General features: G+C 72.1%; 22 protein-coding genes and 1 pseudogene. 12 read left to right on the top strand and 11 right to left on the bottom strand.

Annotation, left to right across the window (positions count from 1 at the left end; all coding sequences use genetic code 11):
• The first annotated feature begins 32 nt into the window (after window positions 1–32).
• The 3 genes from IEY78_RS27445 (at window position 33) to IEY78_RS27435 (ending at window position 3,405) form a co-directional block, all read left to right on the top strand.
• Complete coding sequence (locus IEY78_RS27445; RefSeq protein WP_189102740.1) at window positions 33–893, top strand: SDR family NAD(P)-dependent oxidoreductase; 861 nt, start codon at window positions 33–35, stop codon at window positions 891–893.
• Complete coding sequence (locus tag IEY78_RS27440; RefSeq protein ID WP_189102738.1) at window positions 890–2,008, top strand: S-adenosylmethionine:tRNA ribosyltransferase-isomerase; 1,119 nt, start codon at window positions 890–892, stop codon at window positions 2,006–2,008. Before IEY78_RS27445 ends, IEY78_RS27440 begins: the two co-directional genes overlap by 4 nt.
• Window positions 2,009–2,628: 620 nt before the next feature.
• On the top strand, window positions 2,629–3,405 hold the full coding sequence (locus tag IEY78_RS27435; RefSeq protein WP_189102736.1) for a transglycosylase SLT domain-containing protein: 777 nt from the start codon (window positions 2,629–2,631) through the stop codon (window positions 3,403–3,405).
• Between the two features lie 101 nt (window positions 3,406–3,506).
• Here the strand turns inward: IEY78_RS27435 and IEY78_RS27430 are convergent, their stop codons facing one another.
• Window positions 3,507–6,056 (bottom strand): ABC transporter ATP-binding protein/permease, encoded by a 2,550-nt coding sequence (locus tag IEY78_RS27430; RefSeq protein ID WP_189102734.1) that lies wholly within the window; start codon window positions 6,054–6,056, stop codon window positions 3,507–3,509.
• Window positions 6,057–6,607: 551 nt separating this feature from the next.
• On the opposite strand from IEY78_RS27430, the gene serB reads away from it, so the two are divergent.
• The gene (gene serB / locus IEY78_RS27425; protein WP_189102732.1) at window positions 6,608–7,855 is read left to right on the top strand and encodes a phosphoserine phosphatase SerB; all 1,248 of its coding nucleotides are present in this window, start codon (window positions 6,608–6,610) and stop codon (window positions 7,853–7,855) included.
• 145 nt (window positions 7,856–8,000) lie between these two features.
• On the opposite strand, the gene IEY78_RS27420 is transcribed toward serB, so the two are convergent.
• The 4 genes from IEY78_RS27420 to IEY78_RS27410 form a co-directional block, all read right to left on the bottom strand.
• A complete protein-coding gene (locus IEY78_RS27420; RefSeq protein WP_189102730.1) occupies window positions 8,001–8,519 on the bottom strand; it encodes a SixA phosphatase family protein in 519 nt (172 codons plus the stop codon).
• An 83-nt stretch (window positions 8,520–8,602) separates the two neighbouring features.
• Window positions 8,603–8,815: a hypothetical protein gene (locus IEY78_RS27415; protein WP_189102728.1), complete on the bottom strand. Its 213-nt coding sequence runs from the start codon at window positions 8,813–8,815 to the stop codon at window positions 8,603–8,605.
• A 367-nt stretch (window positions 8,816–9,182) separates the two neighbouring features.
• Window positions 9,183–9,299, bottom strand: a complete 117-nt coding sequence (locus IEY78_RS34910) for an SGM_5486 family transporter-associated protein (RefSeq protein WP_268240340.1) — start codon at window positions 9,297–9,299, stop codon at window positions 9,183–9,185.
• 16 nt (window positions 9,300–9,315) lie between these two features.
• On the bottom strand, window positions 9,316–10,674 hold the full coding sequence (locus IEY78_RS27410) for a CynX/NimT family MFS transporter (RefSeq protein ID WP_189102726.1): 1,359 nt from the start codon (window positions 10,672–10,674) through the stop codon (window positions 9,316–9,318).
• A 143-nt stretch (window positions 10,675–10,817) separates the two neighbouring features.
• On the opposite strand from IEY78_RS27410, the gene IEY78_RS27405 reads away from it, so the two are divergent.
• A complete protein-coding gene (locus IEY78_RS27405; protein ID WP_189102724.1) occupies window positions 10,818–11,501 on the top strand; it encodes a FadR/GntR family transcriptional regulator in 684 nt (227 codons plus the stop codon).
• 118 nt (window positions 11,502–11,619) lie between these two features.
• On the opposite strand, the gene fabI is transcribed toward IEY78_RS27405, so the two are convergent.
• Both fabI and fabG read right to left on the bottom strand, forming a co-directional pair.
• Window positions 11,620–12,390 (bottom strand): enoyl-ACP reductase FabI, encoded by a 771-nt coding sequence (gene fabI / locus IEY78_RS27400; RefSeq protein ID WP_189102722.1) that lies wholly within the window; start codon window positions 12,388–12,390, stop codon window positions 11,620–11,622.
• A 5-nt stretch (window positions 12,391–12,395) separates the two neighbouring features.
• A complete protein-coding gene (fabG, locus tag IEY78_RS27395; protein WP_189102720.1) occupies window positions 12,396–13,100 on the bottom strand; it encodes a 3-oxoacyl-[acyl-carrier-protein] reductase in 705 nt (234 codons plus the stop codon).
• Between the two features lie 283 nt (window positions 13,101–13,383).
• On the opposite strand from fabG, the gene IEY78_RS27390 reads away from it, so the two are divergent.
• The gene (locus IEY78_RS27390) at window positions 13,384–14,916 is read left to right on the top strand and encodes a TldD/PmbA family protein (RefSeq protein ID WP_189102718.1); all 1,533 of its coding nucleotides are present in this window, start codon (window positions 13,384–13,386) and stop codon (window positions 14,914–14,916) included.
• Window positions 14,917–15,011: 95 nt separating this feature from the next.
• Here IEY78_RS27390 and IEY78_RS34625 read toward each other — a convergent pair whose 3' ends face one another.
• Window positions 15,012–15,512, bottom strand: coding sequence for a hypothetical protein (locus IEY78_RS34625; protein WP_229700205.1), 501 nt, complete (start codon window positions 15,510–15,512; stop codon window positions 15,012–15,014).
• A 203-nt stretch (window positions 15,513–15,715) separates the two neighbouring features.
• Window positions 15,716–15,922 (bottom strand): annotated as a pseudogene (locus IEY78_RS35195) (MerR family DNA-binding transcriptional regulator); the annotation flags it as partial.
• 117 nt (window positions 15,923–16,039) lie between these two features.
• On the opposite strand from IEY78_RS35195, the gene IEY78_RS27380 reads away from it, so the two are divergent.
• The 4 genes from IEY78_RS27380 to tyrS all read left to right on the top strand — a co-directional run bounded on the left by IEY78_RS27380 (window position 16,040) and on the right by tyrS (window position 21,242).
• Window positions 16,040–16,453 carry a peptidase inhibitor family I36 protein gene (locus tag IEY78_RS27380; RefSeq protein ID WP_189102714.1) on the top strand — a complete coding sequence of 138 codons (414 nt, stop codon included), beginning with the start codon at window positions 16,040–16,042 and terminating at the stop codon, window positions 16,451–16,453.
• 120 nt (window positions 16,454–16,573) lie between these two features.
• Window positions 16,574–17,452, top strand: coding sequence for a hypothetical protein (locus IEY78_RS27375; RefSeq protein ID WP_189102712.1), 879 nt, complete (start codon window positions 16,574–16,576; stop codon window positions 17,450–17,452).
• An 804-nt stretch (window positions 17,453–18,256) separates the two neighbouring features.
• Window positions 18,257–19,699: a metallopeptidase TldD-related protein gene (locus IEY78_RS27370; protein WP_189102710.1), complete on the top strand. Its 1,443-nt coding sequence runs from the start codon at window positions 18,257–18,259 to the stop codon at window positions 19,697–19,699.
• Between the two features lie 142 nt (window positions 19,700–19,841).
• A complete protein-coding gene (gene tyrS, locus IEY78_RS27365) occupies window positions 19,842–21,242 on the top strand; it encodes a tyrosine--tRNA ligase (protein ID WP_189102708.1) in 1,401 nt (466 codons plus the stop codon).
• A 57-nt stretch (window positions 21,243–21,299) separates the two neighbouring features.
• Here tyrS and IEY78_RS27360 read toward each other — a convergent pair whose 3' ends face one another.
• The gene (locus IEY78_RS27360; protein ID WP_189102706.1) at window positions 21,300–21,578 is read right to left on the bottom strand and encodes a GlsB/YeaQ/YmgE family stress response membrane protein; all 279 of its coding nucleotides are present in this window, start codon (window positions 21,576–21,578) and stop codon (window positions 21,300–21,302) included.
• Window positions 21,579–21,805: 227 nt separating this feature from the next.
• Here IEY78_RS27360 and IEY78_RS27355 point away from each other — a divergent pair, with 227 nt between their 5' ends.
• Window positions 21,806–22,180, top strand: a complete 375-nt coding sequence (locus IEY78_RS27355; RefSeq protein WP_189102704.1) for a DUF3099 domain-containing protein — start codon at window positions 21,806–21,808, stop codon at window positions 22,178–22,180.
• A gap of 210 nt (window positions 22,181–22,390) precedes the next feature.
• Window positions 22,391–22,645, top strand: a complete 255-nt coding sequence (locus IEY78_RS27350; RefSeq protein ID WP_189102702.1) for a hypothetical protein — start codon at window positions 22,391–22,393, stop codon at window positions 22,643–22,645.
• A gap of 23 nt (window positions 22,646–22,668) precedes the next feature.
• Here the strand turns inward: IEY78_RS27350 and moaA are convergent, their stop codons facing one another.
• Window positions 22,669–23,658, bottom strand: a complete 990-nt coding sequence (gene moaA / locus IEY78_RS27345) for a GTP 3',8-cyclase MoaA (RefSeq protein WP_189102700.1) — start codon at window positions 23,656–23,658, stop codon at window positions 22,669–22,671.
• Window positions 23,659–23,828: the final 170 nt, after the last annotated feature.

Below are 23,828 nucleotides of genomic sequence, written 5' to 3'. Positions count from 1 at the left end.
GTGCGGACCCGGCCGGACAAGGGGACGTGATCATGCCGGTGGCGATCATCACGGGGGCGTCGAAGGGGCTGGGCCGGGCGCTCGCCGGGGCGCTGGCCCGACGGGGCTGGGATCTGGTCGTGGACGCCCGGTCGGCCGGGCCGCTGGAGGAGGCGGCGCGGGAGCTGCGCGGGGCGGGGGCACGGGTGGCGGCGCTGCCCGGGGACGTGACGGACGGCGGGCACCGGGCGGCGCTGGTGGCCGCGGCCCGGGAGCTGGGCGGGCTGGATCTGCTGGTGAACAACGCCAGTGCGCTGGGGGCCGAGCCGCTGGTGCGGCTGGCGGACCAGTCGCTGGCGGGGCTGCGGAGGGCGCTGGAGGTGAATGTGGTGGCGCCGCTGGGGCTGGTCCAGGAAGCATTGTCGCTCTTGCGCAGTTCCTCCTATCTGCCCTCGTATGAAGAAGTCGCCCCTTATATAGGGGAGGCTCCTTATATAGGGAGCGAAGGGAATGGGATTGCGTACGATCCGTACCCTAATTCCGAGAATTCCCAAAACGCCAGATTGTCCGATTCGCCCACTTATGTAGCGGCGGGTGGGGCGGTGCTCACCATCAGCTCGGACGCCGCCGTCGAGGCCTACCCCACCTGGGGCGGCTACGGGGCGGCGAAGGCGGCGCTGGACCAGCAGTCGGCGGTGCTCGCGGCCGAGGAGCCGGCGCTGCGGGTGTGGCGGGTGGACCCGGGTGACATGCGGACCGATCTGTACGCGGCCGCCGTCCCGGACGACGACGCCTCCGGGCGGCCGCTGCCGGAGACCGTCGTCCCGGCGCTGCTGCGGCTGCTGGATCACGCGGCCCCCAGCGGGCGGTACACGGCGGCCGCGCTCGCACCCGAGGGGGCGGACCCCCGATGACCGTGGCGGCGCACGTCCCGCGCGAGCTGTCGGCCCGGGTGCCCGCCGAGCAGCGGGGCCCCGGCCTGGACCGGGACGCCGTACGGCTGCTGGTCAGCCGGGGGACGGCCGAGCCCACCCATCACGGCTTCGGTGAACTGCCCGAGCTGCTGACGGCGGGCGACGTCCTGGTGGTGAACACCTCGCGGACGCTGCCGGCGGCGGTGGACGGCCGGATCGGGGACGGCCGGGGGCGCGGCGAGCCGGTGGTGGTGCACTTCTCGACCCGGGCGGACCGCTGGCACCCGGCGGGCCGCGCGGTGGCCGGGTGCTGGGCGGTGGAGCTGCGGAGCCCGGACGGGCGGGGCAGCACCCGGCCGCGGGCGGGCGGCCCGGCCGGCCTGGAGGTGCGGCTGCCGGACGGGGCCCGGCTGACGCTGGCGGCCCCGCTGGACGCCGGGAGCCCCCGGCTGTGGTGGGCGCGGGTGACGGGCACGGGCGCGGCGGAGCTGATGCGGCGCCACGGGCGGCCGATCCGCTACGGCTACACGGAGCGGGACCAGCCGCTGGCCGCGTACCGGACGGTGTTCGCGCTGGACGGGCCCGGCGGCAGCGCGGAGATGCCGAGCGCGGCCCGCCCCTTCACCGCGGAGACGGTGACGCGGCTGGTCAGCAAGGGGGTGCAGTTCGCGCCGGTGTCGCTGCACACGGGGGTGGCGTCCGCGGAGGCGTTCGAGCCCCCGTATCCGGAGCGGTTCGTGGTGCCGCCGGCCACCGCATGGCTGGTGAACGCGGTGCGGGCGCGGCGGACGGCCGCCGGGCGGCACCGTGCGGCGCGGGGCGGGCGGATCGTGGCGGTGGGGACCACGGCCGTACGGGCGCTGGAGTCGGCGGCCGGTGCGGACGGGCGGGTGCGCGCCGCGGACGGCTGGACGGACCTGGTGGTGACGCCGCAGCGCGGGGTCCGGGCGGTGGACGGCCTGCTCACCGGGCTGCACGAGCCCACCGCCTCGCATCTGCTGATGCTGGAGGCGGTGGCGGACGAGGACGTGCTGCGGCGCGCGTACGCGGCGGCGCTGGAGCGGCGCTATCTGTGGCACGAGTTCGGCGATCTGCACCTCGTGCTGCCGGACTGAGGGACGGAGGAACAGAGGGCCGGGCGGGCCGGCGCCGGGGCGGGAGGACCGTCCCGGCACCGGCATGTCTCATGGGCGCGCGGGCACGGGGTCCCGCGCGCGGGCGGTCGGTGCCGGAGGGCGGGGCGCGGGCCGGGAGAGCGTCATCGGACGTCGGGCCGGGGGGCCGGAACGGCGGGCCGGGCGGGGGCCGGATGAGCGGCCGGTCGGCCCCGGGATTCCGGGCTTGTTGCGCTGCCACGGAATGCGAAGTGCCCGATTTGCACCGAACGCCCCCCGGTCGGGGCATGGTTGGGGATTTCCGTACACCGACTGTGCGTCTGCAATTACTTCCGGCGAGATAAACCTTGCCGCATTGTGACGCCGGACATAGGACGCAGGTCACTTACGAGCCGGGTTAGTGGACCCAGGAATACTTCATGAGCTGGGAATCTGTTATCCGGGACGCAATATTCCCGCACTGGGTTCCACTAACTCGGATCGTACGTCACACCTTTGCCGTGGGAATTTCCGGCCGCTAAGAATGGCTCCCGTCGCTCGGCGCCGTGACCAGAACTCGGCGTTTGCCGCCGCTCACAGGCCCGGGCGATGTCCCCCCATCGGAAGAGGTCGTCCCCGCCATGCCCAAGCACGCCAATTCTGGTCTCCTTCGCCTGACCCGGACCCACAAGCTCTCCGTAGCCGGCATTGCCACCGCCGGTGCCGCCGCACTCGCCATTTCCCTCGTGCCGGGTACCGGCGCCGACCACGGCACGACCCAGGCCGCCGCCGCCGAGAACGTGAAGCCGGCCGCCTTCAGCGCCGTCGACACCGCCGCCCGCACCCAGCAGGCCCTCGCCCGGCAGGCCGACACCTCCGCCGCCCAGGGGAAGGCCGAGGCCGCCGCCAAGAAGGTCGCCGAGCAGAAGGCGGCCGCCGCGAAGGCAGCCAAGGTGAAGGCCGCCGCGAAGGCCAAGGCCGACAAGGCGCGCGCCGTGAAGGCCGCCGCGAGCCGGTCCGCCGTGCGCACCGCGATACCCGCCGCCGCCCCGAAGCCGGCCGCCAAGCCCGCGGTCAAGCCGGTCGTGAAGACCTACCCGAACAACCTGGACGGCTGGATCCGCGAGTCGCTGGACGTCATGGCCAAGAAGGGCATCCCGGGCTCGTACAACGGCATCTACCGCAACCTGATGCGTGAGTCGTCCGGCAACCCGAACGCGATCAACCTCTGGGACATCAACGCCCAGAACGGCATCCCGTCCAAGGGTCTGCTCCAGGTCATCGACCCGACCTTCAAGACGTACCACGTCCCCGGCACCTCGTGGAACATCTACGACCCGGTCGCCAACATCACCGCCGCCTGCAACTACGCGGCCGACAAGTACGGCTCGATGGACAACGTCAACTCGGCCTACTGAGCCGCGGGGACACAACCCACCGCGCAGCCGCGCGCACACCGCCGAGGGGCGGCACCCGATGTCGGGTGCCGCCCCTCGGGCGTGGCGGTGCGGGGGTGCGGCTACTTGCGCATGACCTCCGGCTCGTGCCGGCGCAGCAGGCGCGCGACGACGAAGGCGAGCGCGACGCCCAGGGTGATCAGGATGATCATGTCCATCACGTAGACGCCGGTCTGGTGCTTCCACAGCGGGTCCGGGTTGCCCGGCTCCCACGGCAGCAGGGTGTTCATGTCGGCGGTCGCGCCCATCGCGGCGACGGCCCAGCGCGACGGCATCAGCCAGGCGAACTGGGCGACGCCCACGGTGTCGAAGAGCTGGAAGAGCACGCCGGTGAAGACGACCTGGACGATGGCGAACATGACCAGCAGCGGCATGGTCTTCTCGGCGGTCTTGACCAGCGCGGAGATGATCAGGCCGAACATCATCGAGGTGAAGCCGAGCGCGATGATCGCCAGCGCCATCTCGACCGCCGGGGCCTTCGCCACGATGAGGCCCTCGCTGGGCATGTTCCGGGTGGAGAAGCCGATCGCCGCGATGATCACGCCCTGGAAGGCCGTGACCACCCCGAGCACGATCACCTTGGACATCAGATACGCCGACCGCGACAGGCCGGTGGCCCGTTCGCGCTCGTAGATGACCCGCTCCTTGATCAGCTCACGGACCGAGTTGGCGGCGCCGGAGAAGCACATGCCGACCGCGAGGATCAGCATGATCGTGCTCGCGTCGCGGTTGGTGCGGTGCTTGGCCAGCGGGCCGTATCCGAGGCCGAAATCGCTGGGAATCAGCATCGAGACCACACCGAGCACCGCGGGCAGAATCAGCATCAGCCCCAAAAAGCCCCGGTCGGAGGCGAGTACCGAGACATAGCGGCGCATCAGCGTCCAGAGTTGGGAGCCCCAGCTCTGGGATTTCTGTATCCGGGCCGGCGGCGCCTGGACATTGACCGACTGCGGGGCGACGGCGTCGAAGTCCGCCGCGTACATCTGGAAATGCGGGGAGCCGCGCCAGCGTCCCATCCAGTCGTAGTCGCGGTAGTTCTCGAAGGCGGAGAACACATCCGCCCAGGTGTCGTACTGGAAGAAATTGAGCGCCTCCTCGGGCGGGCCGAAATAGGCCACGCCGCCGCCCGGGGCCATCACCAGCAGCTTGTCGCACAGGCCGAGTTCGGCCACCGAGTGGGTGACGACCAGGACCGTGCGGCCGTCGTCGGCGAGGCCGCGCAGCAGCTGCATGACATCGCGGTCCATGCCCGGGTCGAGGCCCGAGGTCGGCTCGTCCAGGAAGATCAGCGACGGCTTGGTCAGCAGCTCCAGGGCCACCGAGACCCGCTTGCGCTGGCCGCCGGAGAGCGAGGTGACCTTCTTGTCCTTGTGGACGTGGAGCTTCAGCTCGTGCAGCACCTCGTCGATCCGGGCCTCGCGCTCGGCCTCCGCGGTGTCACCGGGGAAGCGGAGCTTGGCCGCGTACTTGAGGGCCTTCTGGACGGTCAGTTCCTTGTGCAGGATGTCGTCCTGCGGGACCAGGCCGATGCGCTGGCGCAGCTCGGCGAACTGCTTGTAGAGGTTCCGGTTGTCGTAGAGGACATCGCCCTGGTTGGCGGGGCGGTAGCCGGTCAGCGCCTTGAGGAGTGTCGACTTGCCGGAGCCGGAGGGACCGATGACCGCGATCAGCGACTTCTCCGGGACGCCGAAGGAGACGTCCTTGAGGATCTGCTTGCCGCCGTCGACGGTGACCGTGAGGTGGCGGGCCGAGAAGGAGACCTCGCCGGTGTCGACGAACTCCTCCAGGCGGTCGCCGACCAGCCGGAAGGTGGAGTGGCCGACGCCGATGATGTCGTTCGGGCCGATCACCTTGGTGCCGGACTTGGCGACCGGCTGGCCGTTGACATAGGTGCCGTTGTGGCTGCCCAGGTCGCGGATCTCGAAGCGGCCGTCGGGGGTGGCGCGGAACTCGGCGTGGTGGCGGGAGACCTGTAGGTCGGAGACGACCAGCTCGTTCTCCAGCGCACGGCCGATGCGCATCACCCGGCCTGTGTCGAGGCGGTGGAAGGTGGTCGGGCTGCGGTCGCCGCCGGCCGGGGCGCCGCCCGCCTGCGGCCCGCGGGCCTGCTGCGGGGGCACGGCCTGCTGCGGCTGCGGGGCCGGCTGAGCCTGCTGGGGCGGGATGTACGGCGGCCGGTCGCCCTGCGGCGGGGCCTGCCAGCCCTGCTGCGCGGGCGGCTGCTGCTGCGCGGGTGGCGCCTGCCAGCCCTGCGCGGCCTGTCGCTGCGCCGCCGGGGCCGGCTGCGCGCCGAAGGCGTCGGCGGCCGGTGCGGCGGACAGGTTCACCCGGGGGCCGTCGGTGGCGTTGCCCAGGTGCACGGTCGAGCCGGCGCCGACCTCCATCTGGTGGATCCGCCGGCCCTGGACATAGGTGCCGTTGGTGCTGCCCTGGTCTTCGATGATCCAGCTCTGGCCGGCCCACCGGACGGTGGCGTGCCGCCAGGAGACCCTGGCGTCGTCGAGCACCATGTCGCCCTGCGGATCACGTCCCACGTTGTAGGACCGGGACGGGTCGAGCGTCCAGGTCCTTCCGTTCAATTCGAGTACGAGTTCAGGCACTCCACGCCCCATTACATAGTCCCCCGAGTGACGCCCTGTATGGGAATCCAGGGATGGCGAACATCGTAGGAACTATTTCAGGCTGAGCCCACCGACCGGAAACCGGGACGCGGCGGGGCCGCACGGGCCTCGCCGGCGCGCCGGCCGAACGCTCCCGGAGCGCGGGAGAAGAGCCCCGGGGAGGAAGAGACCACCTGATTCCGGGCCTTCCGGGCGGACCGGCCTCCGCCCGAGCCTCCGGGCGCGTTTGCCGGCCGCGCCCGGAGGCCGTGCGGGCGCGGGGCGCGGGGCGCGGGCGGCATGATGGAGGGGACGGACACCTCCCGGCCGGACGGTCCGCCGCGGCCGCGGGGTGGCACCCGGCCGAACGCAGCGGCCCGCCACGGGCGTTGGCCCGCCGGCCCGGGCGCGCGAGCCGGCCGACCGGACACGAGTGCGTAACGATCAACGGGGCGCCCTCGGCCGGGGGCACCGGGCGCGGGGCCGGCGGTCCGGCGCCGCGCCGTTCCGAACCCCGGACGCGCGTACGGAAGCGGCCGCCCGGCGGTTACCGTAAGGGCACCATGAGCGCATCGCAGATCCCGCCTGCCACCGCCGTACCGGGCGATGACGTACCGACCCTGCTCGTAAAGATCTTCGGGAAGGACCGTCCCGGCATCACCGCAGGTCTCTTCGACACCCTCGCCGCCTACTCCGTCGATGTCGTGGACATCGAGCAGGTCGTGACCCGGGGACGCATCACGTTGTGCGCGCTGGTCACCGCCCCCTCCCCCGCCGAGGGCTCCACCGGCACCGCCGAGGGGGACCTGCGGGCCACCGTGCACAGCTGGGCCGAGTCGATGAGCCTCCAGGCGGAGATCATCTCCGGCCGGGGCGACAACCGTCCGCGCGGCACCGGGCGTTCGCACGTCACCGTGCTGGGGCATCCGCTCACCGCGGAGACCACGGCCGCGATCGCCGCGGCCATAACGGCCACCGGCGGCAACATCGACCGTATCTTCCGGCTGGCCAAGTATCCGGTGACGGCAGTCGAGTTCGCGGTCTCCGGTGCGCAGACCGCGAGCCTGCGCAGCGTGCTGGCGCCCGAGGCCGCGCAGCTCGGGGTGGATATCGCGGTGGTCGCGGCGGGGCTGCAGCGCCGGGCCCAGCGGCTGGTCGTGATGGATGTCGACTCGACGCTGATCCAGGACGAGGTCATCGAGCTGTTCGCGGCGCACGCCGGCTGCGAGGCGGAGGTCGCCGAGGTCACCGCCGCCGCGATGCGCGGTGAGCTGGACTTCGAGCAGTCCCTGCACGCCCGGGTCGAGCTGCTCGGCGGGCTGGACGCGTCCGTGGTGGAGGCGGTGCGCAAGGAGGTGCGGCTCACCCCCGGGGCCCGCACCCTGGTGCGGACCCTCAAGCGGCTGGGCTACCAAGTCGGCGTCGTCTCGGGCGGCTTCACGCAGGTCACCGACGCCCTCCAGGAGGAGCTGGGGCTGGACTTCGCCTCCGCCAACACCCTGGAGATCATCGACGGCAAGCTCACCGGCCGGGTCACCGGCGAGATCGTCGACCGGGCCGGCAAGGCCAGGCTGCTGCGCAGCTTCGCGCAGCAGGCCGGGGTGCCGCTGGCCCAGACCGTGGCGATCGGTGACGGCGCCAACGATCTCGACATGCTCAACACCGCCGGGCTCGGGGTCGCCTTCAACGCCAAGCCGGTGGTGCGGGAGGCGGCGCACACCGCCGTGAACGTGCCGTTCCTGGACACCGTGCTGTATCTGCTGGGTATCACCCGCGAAGAGGTCGAGGCGGCCGAGACGCACGTCGGCTGAGCGGCGGCGGACGGTCCGGGCGGCGGGCGGCTCCCGCCGGGCAGGGACCCGTCCCGCGCACACGAGGGCCCCGGCAGCGGGACAGCTGCCGGGGCCTCGTCGCGTCCGGTCCGCCCCGCACGCTCGGGCGCGGGGGGCTACGGGATCAGTCCTGCGGGGTCCAGTACGCGACCAGCCGGGCGACGCCGTGCTCCACCGACTTCCAGGATCCGTCGAAGCTGAGCACGGCCAGCGAGGCGGTCGGGAATCCGCTGCGGTTCATCCGCGGCAGCAGATTGCCCTCGGCCTCGCCCGAGAGCGCCTCGGCGAGGGCGTGCACACCCGGGTTGTGGCCGACCAGCATCAGGTCGGAGACGTCGTCGGAGGTCTCGTTGAGCAGCGCGAGGAGGTCCCCGAGGGAGGCTTCGTAGATCCGCTCCTCGTAGACGGTCTTGGGTCGCTGCGGCAGCTCGTGGACGGCGAGCTTCCATGTCTCACGGGTGCGGGCGGACGTCGAGCACAGGGTCAGATCGGGGGTGATCCCGGCTCCGGCCAGCCAGCGGCCGGCGACCGGGGCATCCTTGCGGCCGCGCTCGGCGAGCGGACGCTCATGGTCGCTGGACTCCGACCATTCGGCCTTGGCATGTCGGAGGAGGACAATCCGGCGTGGTGTATCGGCGCTCATGCGTCCCAGCTTCGCACGAAAGGCGGCGCGGGGCGCGGGGTGTTGAACTGCTGATTCCGCCTCTTGGCACGGTCCGCGGACGGTCATCCGGCACCACTGCGGACAATCCTGGCCAAGATCTCCAGCAGCGGGCCCAGGCCCTGCGGCACCTCGGCGGCGCCGGCCCGGGAGGAGCCGGCCACGAGCGCCAGCAGGACCGCGAAGGAGACCACCGGCAGGGCCAGCGCCCACCACGGCAGCCGGGGCCGCTGACGCGGGGGCCGCGCGGCGGGAGACCGGCGGAAGGCGGCGGGCACGGGGATCGCCTCCCTGGCGGCGCGAAGGGCGGCGCGGCCGCGGTCGCAGTGCGCCCACCGCGGGGTGCGGTGTGCTTCGACGCTACGGCTGCGCGCCCGCCGTTCCCACCCGGGAAACCACCCACTCGTCCCTGACGCCGGCCCCCTAGGGGTGTCTTCAAAGTCCCGTCGTTCGCCCGTAGGGCGGCCTCGCGGTGTCTGGTGCGTGCGATCGCAAGGCGGAGGGTCTTCCCGGTACTGGGCGTACCGGGAAGATCCCGACAACGCGGCGAGCGTGCGTGCCAGGCGCCGCGAGGCAGGCGGGACTTTGAAGACAGCCCCTAGGGGACGGTGGGGCGGTCCCCACCACGGCGTCCCCGCGGGGTGCCTACGGGGCGGCGAAACTCGCGATGATCGCGACGAGAACGGTCACCCCGAGCATGGCGCCCAGGACGAGGAGCAGCTTCTTGTGGCTGTCCTGCGGATTCGGTTCGAGCACTGGCATGGGCCCAGTGTCGCACTCAGGCCTCGTCCTCGATCCGGCGGTCCCGGCCGGCCAGCACCCCCACCACGATCTGCGGCACCATCAGCCCCGCCATCAGGGCGATCGGCAGCCCCCAGCCGCCGCTGTGCTGATAGAGCGCGCCGACCAGCAGCGGCCCGGGGAGGGAGAGCAGATAGCCCACGCACTGCACGAAGGCCGACAGCTTGCCGACGCCGGCGGCGCTGATCGCGCGCATCCCGATCATCGTCAGGGCCAGCGGAAAGGCGCAGTTGGAGACGCCCATCAGCAGCGCCCAGGCCCAGGCGCCGGCGGCCGGTGCCAGCCACAGCCCGGCGTACCCGGCCAGGCCGCACAGGCCCAGCAGCACCACGACCGGACCCTGGTGCGGCATCCGGGCAGCCAGCCGCGGCAGGACGAAGGAGAGCGGGACGCCCACCGCCATGGTGACCGCGAGCAGCACCCCCGCGGTGCCCGCCGAGACCCCCGCGTCGCGGAAGATCTGCGGCATCCAGCCCATCGTGATGTACGCGGCGGTGGCCTGCAGGCCGAAGAACAGGGCCAGCCACCAGGCGGTCGGTGAGGAGGCGATCCGCAGGGGGGCCTCCTCGGTGCGTACCGCGGCGCCCGCGGACGGTCCGGCGGCGGCCCCGCGCTGCCGCGCCACCACGAGCCAGGGCAGCACGGCCACGGCGGACAGCACCGCCCACCCGGCCAGCCCGAACCGCCAACTGCCGCCCAGCGTCCCGGTCATGGGCACGGTCAGGGCCGCGGCGAGCGAGGTGCCCAGGGCCAGCGCCATGGAGTAGAGCCCGGTCATCGAGCCGACCCGGTCGGGGAACCAGGCCTTGATCACGACGGGTATCAGCACATTGCTGACCGCGATGCCGGCCAGGGCGACCGCGCTGGCGGCGAGGAAGCCGGCGGTGCCGCCGGCGAAGGGGCGCGCCGCGACGCCCAGGGCGATCGCGACCAGCCCGGCGCAGACCACCGTGCCGGCCCCGAAGCGCCTGGCCAGCCGGGGCGCGGCGATCCCGAAGACCGCGAAGCACAGGGCGGGCACCGAGGTCAGCAGCCCGGCGACGGTGCCGCTCATCCCGAGGCCGTCGCGGACCTCCTCCATGAGCGCACCGAGGCTGGTGATCGGCGGGCGGAGGGTGAGCGCGGCGAGGACGAGTCCGGCCGTCAGGATCCGCAGTACCCAGCGGGCGGCCGGTGTGCCCGCCGCCGGGCCCGGCGGCTCACCGGACTCCGAGCCGGGAGGTCTGCCCCGGACGGCGCCGGACGCGGGGTGCTCCGGGCCGTCGGCCGGGCGTGCGGAGGGGTTCGTGGCCGGCTCGGCGTCGGTGCCGAGGATCGCGGTGTCGTCGTGTGCCATACACCCATCATAGAATCATGGGATGAATTCCTGCCCAGTGGAAATCGATACCCTCTGCTGGCCCGCCGCGGCGCCGGGGACCAGCCGGCTCCCCCGCGCCGCACGGCGATCGTCCGATTCCCCTGCCACCCCGGAGCGCAGCCATGCCCCTGTCCTCGCCCCACCGGTCCGCGCTGGCCGACCAGGTGATCTCGCAGCTGCGGGCCCAGATCACCTCCGGTGAGTGGCCGGTAGGATCCCGTATCCCGACCGAGCCGGAGCTGGTCGAGCAGCTCGGGGTGGCCCGCAACACCGTCCGCGAGGCCGTCCGGGCGCTGGCCCACAACGGGCTGCTGGACATCCGGCAGGGCTCGGGCACGTACGTGGTGGCGACCAGCGAACTGGCCGGGGTGATGAACCGGCGCTTCGCGGCCGCCGAGCCCCGCCACATCGCCGAGCTGCGCAGCGCGCTGGAGGCGTCCGCCGCCCGGCTCGCCGCCCGCCGCCGCACCGACCACGACCTGCGGCAGCTCGACACCCTGCTGGAGCGGCGCGAGCGGGCCTGGGAGTCCGGCGCGGCGGAGGCCTTCGTGGAGGCGGACGCGACCTTGCACATGGCGATCGTGGCGGCCGCGCACAACGAGGTGCTGGCCGAGATCTACGCCGACCTCGGGGGCGTGCTGCGCGACTTCCTGCGGGCGGACGTGGGCGAGGAGCTGCGGCCCGAGGGGCACATGGACCACTCCCGGCTGGTGGCGGCGATCCGTGCGGGCGACGGCGATCTGGCCGCCGCCGAGGCCGGTGTGCACCCCTTCGGCTGCCGGCTCGCGGGCACGGAGGGCGACTGACCCCGGCCGGCGCTCGCCGGTGCGCCGGGACGGGCCGTACGTACCGGGCCGGGCCCCGGAAACGCGTACCGCCCGCCCCGGCGCGAACCGGGACGGGCGGTACGAAGGCGTACGGGCGTCAGGCGCCCATCATGTGCACACCGCCGTCGACGTGCACGATCTCGCCGGTCGTCCGCGGGAAGAAGTCGGACAGCATGCCGACCACACCGCGGCCCGCCGGCTCCGGGTCGGCCAGGTCCCAGCCGATCGGGGCGCGGTGGTTCCACACGTCCGCCAGCTCCTCGAAGCCGGGGATGGACTTGGCGGCCATCGACTTGATCGGGCCCGCCGAGACCAGGTTGCAGCGGATGTTCTTCGCACCGAGGTCACGCGCGAGGTAGCGGTTGGTGCTCTCCAGCGCCGCCTTGGCCACGCCCATCCAGTCGTACTTCGGCCAGGCGATCTGCGCGTCGAAGGTGAGGCCGACGACCGCGCCGCCGTGCTCCATGAGCGGCAGGCAGGCCATCGTCAGCGACTTGTACGAGTACGCCGAGACCTGGACCGCGGTGCCCACGTCCGACCACTCCGCCTCCAGGAAGTTGAAGGCGCCCTGCGGGCCGAAGGCGATGGAGTGCACGATGCCGTCGAGACGGGCGCCCTCGCCCTGGTGCTCGCGGATCTTGTCGGCCAGCCCGTCCAGGTGCTCCTGGTTGGTGACGTCCAGCTCGATGACCGGCGCGGGCTTGGGCAGCCGCTTGGCGATCCGCTCGACGAGCGAGAGCCGGCCGAAGCCGGTGAGGATGACCTCGGCGCCCTCGTTCTGGGCGACCTTGGCCGCCTGGAACGCGATCGACGACTCGGTCAGGACTCCCGTGACCAGGATCCGCTTGCCTGCGAGGATTCCACTCATGCTGATCAGTGACCCATGCCCAATCCGCCGTCGACAGGAATGACGGCTCCGGTGATGTACGCGGCCTCGTCGGAGGCCAGGAAGCGGACCGAGGCGGCGATCTCCTCGGGCTGCGCATACCGCGCGAGCGGTACCTGCTTGACGATGCCCTCCCGCTGCTCATCGGTGAGCACACGGGTCATGTCGGTGTCGACGAAGCCGGGGGCGACGACGTTGACGGTGATGTTGCGGCTGCCCAGCTCCCGGGCGAGCGAGCGGGCGAAGCCCACCAGCCCGGCCTTGGAGGCGGCGTAGTTCGCCTGGCCCGGGGCGCCCATCAGGCCCACCACGGACGAGATCAGCACGACCCGGCCCTTGCGGGCCCGCAGCATCGCCCGGTTGGCGCGCTTGACCACCCGGAACGTGCCGGTGAGGTTGGTCTCCAGTACCGAGGTGAAGTCCTCCTCGGACATCCGCATCAGCAGCTGGTCACGGGTGACGCCGGCGTTGGCCACCAGCACCTCGACCGGACCCTGCTTCTCCTCGATCTCCTTGTACGCCTGCTCGACCTGCTCGCTGTCCGTGATGTCGCACTTCACGGCCAAAAACCCCGCGGGCGGCTCGCCCGAGCGGTAGGTGATGGCGACCTTGTCGCCTGCCTCGGCGAAGGCACGGGCAATGGCGAGGCCGATGCCGCGATTACCTCCGGTGACCAGAACCGAGCGGCTCAAGAGATCACCCTTTCCGTTTCCTGTCCGTCCTGCGTTCGATACGAAACTATCGGTCACGGGGCGCATCCGGGGAATCGAGCACGGACAGGCGCGTGCGCCGGTGACTGTCGGGATCCCACAGAACCACGCCCCGGGCACCGCGCCCGCGGACCCCCGGCCGGCCGTGTCGCACCGGCCCCGGCGCCGCCCCGCCCGGCCGACGCACCCGCGCCCCGCTCCGCCGCGCACTGGGCCGCGGGCGCCCCGCAGGGCATGATGCAGGCGCCGACCACGGGAGGACTCCTTGCCTGCACGCCATGCCCTCGACGACTCGTTCCTGGCGCTGCCGCTGCGCGCGCTGGCCGACGCCGCGCTGGCCCGGGCCCGCGCATTGGGCGCCGACCACGCGGACTTCCGCCTGGAGCGGATCCGCAGCGCCGCCTGGCGGCTGCGGGACGCCCGGACCTCCGGGACCTCCGACACCACCGACCTCGGGTACGCGGTGCGGGTGGTGCACGGCGGGGCCTGGGGCTTCGCGTCCGGGGTGGATCTGACGATGGACGCGGCGGCGCGGGTGGCCGCGCAGGCCGTGGCGATGGCGAAGCTGTCGGCGAAGGTGAGCCGCGCGGCGGGCTCCGACGAACGGGTCGAGCTGGCGGCGGAGCCGGCGCATCCGGACCGCACCTGGGTCTCCTCGTACGAGATCAACCCGTTCGACGTGCCGGACGCCGAGAAGACCGGGCTGCTGGCCGACTGGAGCGCGCGGCTGCTGGCCGACAAGGGCGTGGCCCACGCGGACGCCTCGCTGCTGACCGTCCAGGAGAACAAGTTCTACGCCGACACCGCGGGCACCAGCACCACCCAGCAGCGGGTGCGGCTGCACCCCGAGCTGACGGCCGTCGCCGTGGACCCGGTCAGCGGCGACTTCGACTCGATGCGCACCCTCGCCCCGCCGGTGGGGCGAGGCTGGGAGTACCTGACCGGCGGCCACCACGACTGGGACACCGAACTCGCCCGCCTCCCGGAGCACCTCGCCGAGAAGATGCGCGCACCCGGCGTCGAGGCCGGCAGCTACGACCTGGTGGTGGATCCCTCCAACCTCTGGCTGACGATCCATGAGTCGGTCGGCCACGCCACCGAACTGGACCGCGCGTTGGGCTACGAGGCGGCGTACGCGGGCACCTCGTTCGCCACCTTCGACCAACTCGGCACGCTGGCGTACGGCTCCCCGCTGATGAACGTCACCGGCGACCGGACCGCCGAGCACGGCCTCGCCACGATCGGCTACGACGACGAGGGGGTGGCCGCCCAGTCCTGGGACCTCATCAAGGACGGCACCCTGGTCGGCTATCAACTCGACCGCAGAATCGCCAGGTTGACCGGCTTCTCCCGTTCCAACGGCTGCGCCTACGCGGACTCCCCCGAGCATGTGCCGGTCCAGCGGATGGCGAACGTCTCCCTCCAGCCGGCCCCGGACGGCCCGTCCACCGACGAACTGATCGCGGGCGTGGAACGCGGCATCTACGTCGTCGGCGACCGCTCCTGGTCCATCGACATGCAGCGGTACAACTTCCAGTTCACCCAGCAACGCGCGTACGCCATCCGCAACGGACGCCTTTGCGGGCAACTGCGCGACGTGGCCTACCAGGCGACCACCACCGACTTCTGGGGCTCCATGACCGGCGTCGGCGGTCCGCAGACATACGTCCTCGGCGGCGCCTTCAACTGCGGAAAGGCCCAGCCCGGCCAGGTCGCCGCGGTCTCCCACGGCTGCCCGTCGGCGCTGTTCCGGGACGTGAACATCCTGAACACGGCGGCGGAGTCGGGGCGCCCCTGAGAGGCGGTACATCGACGCTCGAAGCCTGCACCAGGTCTACCCGCGATCTGTCGGAGTCGTGATCTCCCTCCTTGGGGCCCGTCGGCGAGACGGTGTTATCGCGTTGGTGCCGGCCCGGCTTGTTGCCGCGAAGCGAGGGCTTCGACCAGCCAGCAATGCGTGATCCCCAGATTGGGGCGCTGAGCGGCCGTGATCGTGGCGACGTGTTGCCAGTAGCGGCGAAAGAGGGGGATGGTGCCGTGCAGCTGCGCACCCATGAAGGTGCGGAAGCCGGGTGTGTCGTCCTCGCCACGGGAGCGGGCGCAGGCTCGGGAGAAGTGGTCCAGTGCCTCTCCGGGCTGGGGCGGCACGCCGCCGGCGACTGTGTCGGCGGCGAGCTCGGACGTATCGAGGAGTTCTGAGTACAGCGACGCCTTGTCGCGGACGTTGGGGCAGGCCCAGTAGAGGGGAAAGTCCTGGTGCCTGGTGAGGGCGTGCAGTTCGGCGTAGGCGAGGACCACTTCCGCAGCGGGGTTCTCGGGAAGTTCCGGGACGGCCTGCGCGGTGATGGCGTCGGCAAGGCGCGCCGGTACGGAGGCGGGATCGTCTGTCCCCATGCCCCTGCGAGCCGGTCTTGGGCGTCCGGCAGCCGCTGAACGCGGGACAGTACTTCCAGGCGGCGGAGCCGCTCCTGGGCGGAGCAGTTGTCCAGTGCCTCCAGGGTGGCCTGGCGCCAGTGGAGTTCGGCTAATCGGCTCCGCACAAGGCCCATCTCGTCCGTGATGAGGTCGCCGAGGCTGCGTTCGCCGGAAGCGAGCTGGGTGATGGTGGAGATCGGGGTGTCCAGTGCGCGCAGCCGCTGGACCAGGTGCAGTTGTTCCAGCGCCTCCGGCCGGTAGCGGCGGTGGCCCCCAGCGCTTCGCTCAGCGACGGGCAACAGGCCGATGTCGGAGTAGTACCGGACCGTCTTCACCGGCAGCCCGGTGCGGGCCGCCAGCTGCCCAATGGTCCATGTGATCTGTATCACAATGTCTTGAACCTCCAGCGCACAGGAGCTCTTAGCGTACGAGGTGCCGGTCGAAAACGTGAGCCACCAGAGACCGGCCAACACCTCACCTGAGAACTGACCAGAGGGGAACACGTCATGCGTATGCGTCACATAGCCGCTGCGGGCATCGCCACAGCCGCACTCACTCTCGGTGCCGCGTTGCCGGCCTCCGCCAGCGACGCCCAGCCGTCCGCCGGGCGGTCCCACGCGGTGACTGCCCACCACGCCGCCGGCCTCGGGGCGCTCGTGGCCGCCAGGGAGGTCCAGGTCTTCCAGGACGCCGGCTACCAGAACAGGAGGACGACCTTCACGGAGGACATGTGGGATCTGAGCAAGGACGGCTGGAACGACACGATCAGCTCCGCCAAGAACCTGGGCACCCGCACGGTCACCTTCTACTCCGGCGTGAAGGGCACCGGTGCCCACTTCTCCCTGGCGGGGGGCGACTGGGAGGCGCACTTCGGCAACCGCGGTATGTCCGACACCACGACCTCCATCATGTTCCGCTGACAGCAAGCCCTGATCTCCGCTGACAGCACGTTGCTGACGGGCGGGGGCGGCGCCGCAGGGCCGCCCCCGCCCCGCCTGCCCACGCCTGGCGCACCGCGCAAGGCACTCCGAGAGGCAACCATGCCGCGCTCCCGTGCACGAGCCACCACCGCGCTCGCAGTGCTGCTCCTGGCCACCACCGCCTGCACAGCAGTGGAGCGCGAGTCCACGCCCGTCCCGCACACCACCGCACTCCCGCCTGTGACCCGGCACGCCGAGCAGCTGACGCTGCCACTGGACGCCTATGCATTGACCGTGGACGAGACCCATGTCTTGGAAGACGCACAGGACATCCTCATGCGCGGGTGCATGAACGCCATGGGCATGGAGTGGAAACCCCTGCCCCACGTCGACGCCCAGGACATCGAGCCTCCCAACCTCCGACGATACGGAGCCGGCGAGGCGGAAGCGCTCCGCTACGGTTACCACCGGCCCCCCGACCCGCCGTCGGTGGTACGGCGCAACCATGCCTGGGACGAGCGCGAGGCGCTCCCGGCCGAGGTACAGCGCGCGGCCTACGGCCCCTCCGGCAAGGGCGGCTGCCTCAAGACCGCCCGGCACCAACTCGTCGGCGACACCGCTCCACCCGACTACCACGCCTTCAACCAGCTGACCGGCACCGCCCTGGAAACCTCCCGGCGCGCCCCCGAAGTACGCGCCGCCCAGCGCAGATGGCACACATGCATGGCCAAGGCGGGGTTCAACTACCCCGAGCCCATGACCGCCGCCGTCAGCAAGCGCTGGAATACGCCCGAACCCACACCGGCCGAACATGCCACCGCCCGCGCCGACGCGGCCTGCCAGCGGTCCACCAAGGTGATGACGATATGGGCAGCAGCCGAGACCCGCATCCAACGCCGCATGATCCAGCAGAACACCGACCGCCTGCACAAGGCGAAAGCCCGCAAGGACCGCTGGCTCGCAGCTGCCCGCCGCGTCCTGAACCGCGAGGGCGGCTGATGCTGCCCCACCTGTAGACCGTGATCCTTGGGTGATGCTTGTCCGGCGACGCCCTGAGCGGCCCATCCATGAGACGGCAGTTGTGTCATATGCCGGGCAAGACCCAGGAAGCCACACGCATGGGCTCGACCGCCCGGGCGCCCGCCCGGGAGACCACCATCCTGCGTCAGCTCATCGCGGAAGAAGTCCGGTTCGGGGAGTGGGAGCGGGGCACCTGGTGCGCCCAGCCGTGGCGTGCGGGAACGTCACTCCTCGACCGGTGGGCACGCCATCGGCAGGCGAGAAAACCCTCGGCGCCCGGGCCCGACGAGGCGTATTCGTACGCCGTGGCACCGGCCGCACGGAAGACGCCGACCCCATGGACCAGCGGCGAGCCATCGTGGCCACGCCGCACCGAAGAGTCGACGTACCGGGCAGGTCGGGCAAGCTCATCGCGCAGATGATGCATCGCGACCCGGCCGACCGGCGGCGGAGGTCCGTGCGGCACTCGGCAGTGGACTCCAGCGGTCGGCCGGCGTCCGCCTCCACCCGCGCGGGGGCCGCCGATAAGCTCTGCTCCAGGTCGACGCCACATCGTCACCAGACCCCGCGGAGTCCGGGCTGAACCGGTATGGACAGGGATTGAGGGTAGACCATGAAGAGCCGCCTGACCTGCACAGATGCCCGTCGGAGGGGGATGCCCGCCACGTCCCCGGTGAACGTCCGGTGCGCCGGTCGGCGACTCCACCGGACCGGGTGCGGGGCCCGACTCCTCCGGGGCGTGACCCTCGTGAGCATGCCGAACACCACGCAGGAGGCCGGCCGATGAGCCGTCGCACCCGTACGCCGCACGAGATCGTCGAACGGGCCCTGGAACTCTCCCGGGCCGACGGCTGTGTGGTCATCGCCGACGAGCACTCCAGCGCCAATCTGCGCTGGGCGGGCAACGCGCTCACCACCAACGGCGTCACCCGCGGCCGCACCCTCACCGTCGTGGCGACCGTCGACGGCGGTCAGGGCACCGCCTCCGGCGTGGTGACGCGCTCCGCGGTGACGGCGGACGAGCTGGAGCCGCTGGTCCGGGCCGCCGAGGCGGCGGCCCGGGAGTCCGGGCCGGCCGAGGACGCGCAGCCGCTGGTGGCCGGCGAGAAGACCTCCCCGGACTTCACCGAGGCGCCCGCCGAGACCTCCTCGGAGGTGTTCGCGGCGTTCGCCCCGGCCCTGGGCGAGGCCTTCCGGCAGGCCCGCTCCGGCGGCCGGGACCTGTACGGCTTCGCCCACCACGGCGTCGTCTCGTCGTATCTGGGCACCTCGTCCGGGCTGCGGCTGCGGCACGACCAGCCCACCGGGACGCTGGAGCTGAACGCCAAGTCGGCCGGCGGCACGGCGGAGCCCCGCTCGGCCTGGGCGGGCCGGGCGACCCGCGACTTCACCGACGTCGACCCGCGGGAGATGGACGCCGAGCTGAGCCGGCGGCTCGACTGGGCGCGGCGGCGGGTCGAGCTGCCCGCCGGGCGGTACGAGACGCTGCTGCCGCCGACCGCCGTCGCCGACCTGCTGATCTACCAGATGTGGTCGTCCGGGGCCCGCGACGCCGCGGAGGGCCGGACGGTCTTCTCCCGGCCGGCCGGCGGCGGCGCCGATGCGGGGCGGCCCGGCGCGGGCACCCGGCTGGGCGAGCGGCTCAGCGCGCTGCCGCTGACGCTGCGCAGCGACCCCGGGGCGGCCGGTCTGGAGTGCGCCCCGTTCGTGCTGGCGCACTCCTCCGGCGACGACGCCTCGGTCTTCGACAACGGGCTGCCGCTCGCGCCCACCGACTGGATCCGCGAGGGCGTCCTGCACCGGCTGCCGACCACCCGGCACAGCGCCGGGCTGACCGGCCTCCCGGTGGCGCCGGGCATCGACAACCTCCTCCTGGAGGGCGGCGGTTCGCGCTCGCTGGACGAGATGGTCGCGTCCTGCGGGCACGACGGCCCCACGCTGCTGCTGACCTGCCTGTGGTACATCCGCGAGGTGGACCCGGCGACGCTGCTGCTGACCGGGCTGACCCGGGACGGCGTCTACCTGGTCGAGAACGGCGAGGTGACCGGCGAGGTCAACAACTTCCGCTTCAACGAGTCGCCGGTGGACCTGCTGTCCCGGGCGGTCGAGGCGGGCCGCACCGAGCGGACCCTGCCGCGCGAGTGGGGCGACTACTTCACCCGGGCCGCGATGCCGGCCCTGCGCGTCGCCGACTTCCACATGAGTTCGGTCAGCCAGGGGGTGTGAGGGGCCGGGCGCGCCGGGTCCCGGGGCCGGGCGCGCACAAACCCGTGTGTGGGGCCCGCCGCGCTGGCCATAGACTTCTGCGGTGTCCCTTACGGGACGCCCTGTCCTCCCTCACGGGAAATACCGATCGATCAGGAACGCCATGACACGCCTCGGCGAATCCGTCGCCCGCGCCAGCACGCTGCTCTCCGCCGACCTCTCCTCGGACGCCACGGTCCAGGAGCTGCTCCAGGAGACGGGCGCGCGGCGCTATCTCGACCTGACGGACCTGCCCGCCAAGGAGCAGGCCGAGCTGATCGCGGCCCGTACGGTCGAGGTCCTGCCGGGCGTGGCGGCGCTGGCCGAGCGGATCGAGGAGCGCCGGGCGGCCGGCGAGGGCCTGCACATCAAGCTGGGCATCGACCCGACGGCGACCGATGTGCACCTCGGGCACGCCGTCCCGCTGATCGTGCTGAGCCGGTTCCAGCGGCTGGGCCACGACGTCACGCTGATCATCGGTGACTTCACCGCCAAGATCGGCGACCCGTCGGGCCGTACCGCCGAGCGCCCGCCGCTGACCGACGAGGACATCGCGCACAACCTCGCCACCTACCGTGAACAGGTGCGCCCCTTCTTCGACTTCGAGAAGGTCAGCTTCCGGCAGAACAGCGAGTGGCTGGCGCCGTACACCTTCCCGGAGCTGCTCTCGCTGCTCGCCCAGGTGCCGGCCTCGCAGCTGCTGCAGCGCGAGGACTTCCGCAACCGGCTGGCCGCCGGGTCCGGGCTGACCATGACGGAGCTGCTCTACCCCATCGCGCAGGGCCTGGACTCGGTGGCGCTGGAGTGCGATGTGGAGCTGGGCGGCTCCGACCAGCTGCTGAACCTGCAGATGGGCCGCAAGCTGATGGAGCTGCGCGGGCAGCGTCCGCAGCTGGTGGTGACCATGCCGCTGATCGAGGGCACGGACGGCACCGGCGCCAAGATGTCCAAGTCCAAGGGCAATTACGTCGGGCTGGGCGCGCCCGCCGACGATGTCTTCGGCAAGATCATGTCGGTGCCGGACCGGCTGATGGAGCCGTACCTCAAGGCCTGGACGGAGTGGACCGACGACGAGATCGGGCTCGCCCTGGGCCGGATCGCGGACCGCTCGCTGCACCCGATGGACCTGAAGAAGGTCCTGGCGGGCGAGGTCGTGGCCGCGCTGTACGGCCTGGAGGCGGCGATGGCGGCACGCGCCGGGTTCATCGCGCAGTTCTCCAAGAAGTCGTTCGCCGATGTGGAGTCGCTGCCGTCGGTCGAGGTCGCCGCGCACGCCGCCGAGACGGTGGCGGCGGTGCTGACGAGCGTGCTGGAGTTCACCCCGAGCGCCTCGGCGGCCCGGCGGCTGGCCAAGCAGAACGCGCTGCGGCTGGTCGTGGAGGGTGCGGACGGTCAGCAGACCGTGGTGCTCGCCGAGGCCGATGCCGTCCGCCCGCTGGGCGAGGTGCTGGCCGAGAAGCTGGCGGACACCGCCGGGGTGGCCTACCTGAAGGCCGGACGGAAGCTGGCGCAGCTCGACCGCTGAGGCGCAAGGTGAAGGGCGGCCGGTGCACGCACCGGCCGCCCTGACCTGCGCCAGGCCCTAGGTCGCCTGTTTCTTGTGGCCGCGCATGGAGACCCACAGCCGGTCCCCGAGGGCGACGATGATGACGGCGCCGGCGAGTTGCAGCAGGTGCCGGATCCAGTCGATGCCCCGGGTGTCGGCGACCCCGAGGCCGGTGGCGGCCCAGTTGCCCAGGACGCTGCCCAGCATGCCGAAGATCACGGTCAGCCAGAGCGGGATCTGCTGCTTGCCGGGGATGATGGCCTTGGCGATCAGTCCCAGCACCAGGCCCACGATGATGGCCCACAACCACGTCATGACGCCTCCTCTTGCGGCACGGTGCGGATGCTCGCCCCTCAGTGTCGCCCGCCGCCGCCCCGGCCGCACCCCGGAGCCGGGCAGGCGCCGAGGAGGGGCCGAGGAGGGGCGGCGCGGGAGCTCCGGGGGCACGACCCGGTCTCGTCGGCGGCGCGGTCGCGGCGTACCGTGGGATCCGACCGGATATCGGGGAGAATCCGGCAGGACCGAGCAGGTGGTGGAACGTGATGCGGAAGCAGAGCAGCGGCGAGGCCTTCCGGATCACGGGGGCCCGGCAGGGGCTGTCCGACGACGTCCGCGGGCGGCAGCGCCGATACGTGATCTCGATGATGGTGCGCACGGTGGCCGTGGTGCTGACCGTGGTGCTGTGGAACGTCGAGCGGCCGGTGGCGATCGCGACGCTCGTGCTGGGTCTGGCGCTGCCCTATATCGCGGTGGTGATCGCCAACGCGGGCCGGGAGAACGCCACTTCGCTCCCGAAGACCTTCATCGCGGCGCCGACCAGGCCGATGCTGCCGCGGGAGGGTTCCGACGCCCCCGCCCCGTCCGTTCCGAAGCGGCCGACGACGGGCACAACCGGCTCGCGGCCCGGTCCCGGCTGATCATCGAGCGGTCTGCAAAGCTCAAGAAAAGCTCAGATCAATCATGGAGTTCCGGTGCACCGGGCCCCCTACCCCGTGACATACTGCGTACGCGCTCCGCATCCCCCGTCGGAGCGACAGACCGACGCCGGGCGGCTCCCCCCGTGGCTGCCCGGCGTCGTCATGTCCGCAGCCCCGGAACGGCCGCGCGCAGGACGTAGGGTTGAGGCCGTGAACTCCCCGCATCCCCAGAATCCCGCCGGCCGGGACGACAGCGCCGTCATCTGCTCCGCCAAGGGCTGCCGCACCGCCGCCGTGTGGGTGCTGGCCTGGAACAACCCGAAGCTGCACACTCCCGACCGGCGCAAGACCTGGCTGGCCTGCGAGGAGCACCGGGAGCATCTGTCGCAGTTCCTCGGGGTGCGCGGCTTCCTGAAGGACGTGGTGACGCTCGCGGAGTGGGAGGCGGCGGCCCCGGGCCGCTGACTCGGCTCAGCCGCTGAGGCCGCTCAGCCGCCGATCGCGGACATCGGGCGTTCGGGCTGGAGGAAGGACGGGTCGTCCAGGCCGGAGCCCGCCTTCTTGCCCCACATCGCGGTCGTCCACAGCCGGGCGATCTCGTCGTCGGGGGCCCCGGAGCGCAGCGCCGACCGCAGGTCCGTCTCCTCGGTGGCGAACAGGCAGGTGCGCACCTGGCCGTCGGCGGTGAGCCGGGTGCGGTCGCAGGCCCGGCAGAACGGGCGGGTCACGGAGGCGATCACGCCGACGCGGTGCGGGCCGCCGTCCACCAGCCAGCGCTCGGCGGGGGCGGAGCCGCGCTCCTCGGCGTCCTCGGCGGTGAGCGTGAAGCGGGTGCGCAGCGAGGTGAGGATGTCACCTGCGGTGATCATGCCGTCGCGCTTCCAGCCGTGCTGGGCGTCCAGGGGCATCTGCTCGATGAAGCGCAGCTCGTAGTCGTGGGCGATGGCCCAGGCCAGGAGGTCGGGGGCCTCGTCGTCGTTGAGGCCGGGCATCAGGACGGTGTTGACCTTGACGGGGGTCAGCCCGGCCGCGCGGGCCGCCTCCAGACCGCGCAGCACGTCGTCGTGCCGCTTGCGGCGGGTCAGGGCCTGGAAGACCTCCGGCCGCAGGGTGTCCAGCGAGACATTGACCCGGTCGAGCCCGGCGTCGCGCAGCGCGGCGGCCGTGCGCTGGAGGCCTATGCCGTTGGTGGTCAGCGACATCCGGGGGCGCGGGGTGAGGGCGGCGACGCGCTCGATGATGCCGGGCAGGCCGGGGCGGAGCAGCGGTTCCCCGCCGGTGAAGCGGACCTCGTCGATGCCCAGGTCCCGCACGGCGAGGGTGATCAGCCGGACGATTTCGTCGTCGGTGAGCAGATCGGGCTTGGCGAGCCACTGCAGGCCCTCTTCCGGCATGCAGTACGTGCACCGCAGATTGCAGCGGTCGGTGAGTGAAACGCGCAGGTCGGTGGCCACCCGACCGTAGGTGTCGATGAGCACAGGGCCCCCTCCCCGAGAGATGTCGGCGCGAGATTTCCGCCCGTTGGCGGGCGGCCGCGTCGTCCGTGTCCTCTACGTGTTCTCCGTGTTCTGTCTCTTCTCCGCCTTCGAGCCTACGCGATGGGTGCGACAGCCGAGCAGGACGCAGAAGCACGAGGTGGGCGGGGTGG

This window comes from Streptomyces kronopolitis, from assembly GCF_014646275.1.
In the GTDB taxonomy this organism is placed as follows: domain Bacteria; phylum Actinomycetota; class Actinomycetes; order Streptomycetales; family Streptomycetaceae; genus Streptomyces; species Streptomyces kronopolitis.
This window is presented reverse-complemented; position numbering and strand designations above follow the sequence as displayed.

Coding starts and splice junctions, on each gene's coding strand:
- IEY78_RS27440 (WP_189102738.1), top strand. CDS start 890: ATGACCGTGGCGGCGCACGTCCCGCGCGAGCTGTCGGCCCGGGTGCCC.
- IEY78_RS34625 (WP_229700205.1), bottom strand. CDS start 15,512: ATGGGGACAGACGATCCCGCCTCCGTACCGGCGCGCCTTGCCGACGCC.
- tyrS (WP_189102708.1), top strand. CDS start 19,842: ATGACACGCCTCGGCGAATCCGTCGCCCGCGCCAGCACGCTGCTCTCC.
- IEY78_RS27380 (WP_189102714.1), top strand. CDS start 16,040: ATGCGTATGCGTCACATAGCCGCTGCGGGCATCGCCACAGCCGCACTC.
- IEY78_RS27420 (WP_189102730.1), bottom strand. CDS start 8,519: ATGAGCGCCGATACACCACGCCGGATTGTCCTCCTCCGACATGCCAAG.
- IEY78_RS27375 (WP_189102712.1), top strand. CDS start 16,574: ATGCCGCGCTCCCGTGCACGAGCCACCACCGCGCTCGCAGTGCTGCTC.
- IEY78_RS34910 (WP_268240340.1), bottom strand. CDS start 9,299: ATGCCAGTGCTCGAACCGAATCCGCAGGACAGCCACAAGAAGCTGCTC.
- IEY78_RS27360 (WP_189102706.1), bottom strand. CDS start 21,578: ATGACGTGGTTGTGGGCCATCATCGTGGGCCTGGTGCTGGGACTGATC.
- IEY78_RS27435 (WP_189102736.1), top strand. CDS start 2,629: ATGCCCAAGCACGCCAATTCTGGTCTCCTTCGCCTGACCCGGACCCAC.
- fabI (WP_189102722.1), bottom strand. CDS start 12,390: ATGAGTGGAATCCTCGCAGGCAAGCGGATCCTGGTCACGGGAGTCCTG.
- IEY78_RS27370 (WP_189102710.1), top strand. CDS start 18,257: ATGAGCCGTCGCACCCGTACGCCGCACGAGATCGTCGAACGGGCCCTG.
- IEY78_RS27410 (WP_189102726.1), bottom strand. CDS start 10,674: ATGGCACACGACGACACCGCGATCCTCGGCACCGACGCCGAGCCGGCC.
- IEY78_RS27445 (WP_189102740.1), top strand. CDS start 33: ATGCCGGTGGCGATCATCACGGGGGCGTCGAAGGGGCTGGGCCGGGCG.
- IEY78_RS27430 (WP_189102734.1), bottom strand. CDS start 6,056: ATGGGGCGTGGAGTGCCTGAACTCGTACTCGAATTGAACGGAAGGACC.
- serB (WP_189102732.1), top strand. CDS start 6,608: ATGAGCGCATCGCAGATCCCGCCTGCCACCGCCGTACCGGGCGATGAC.
- IEY78_RS27405 (WP_189102724.1), top strand. CDS start 10,818: ATGCCCCTGTCCTCGCCCCACCGGTCCGCGCTGGCCGACCAGGTGATC.
- IEY78_RS27355 (WP_189102704.1), top strand. CDS start 21,806: ATGCGGAAGCAGAGCAGCGGCGAGGCCTTCCGGATCACGGGGGCCCGG.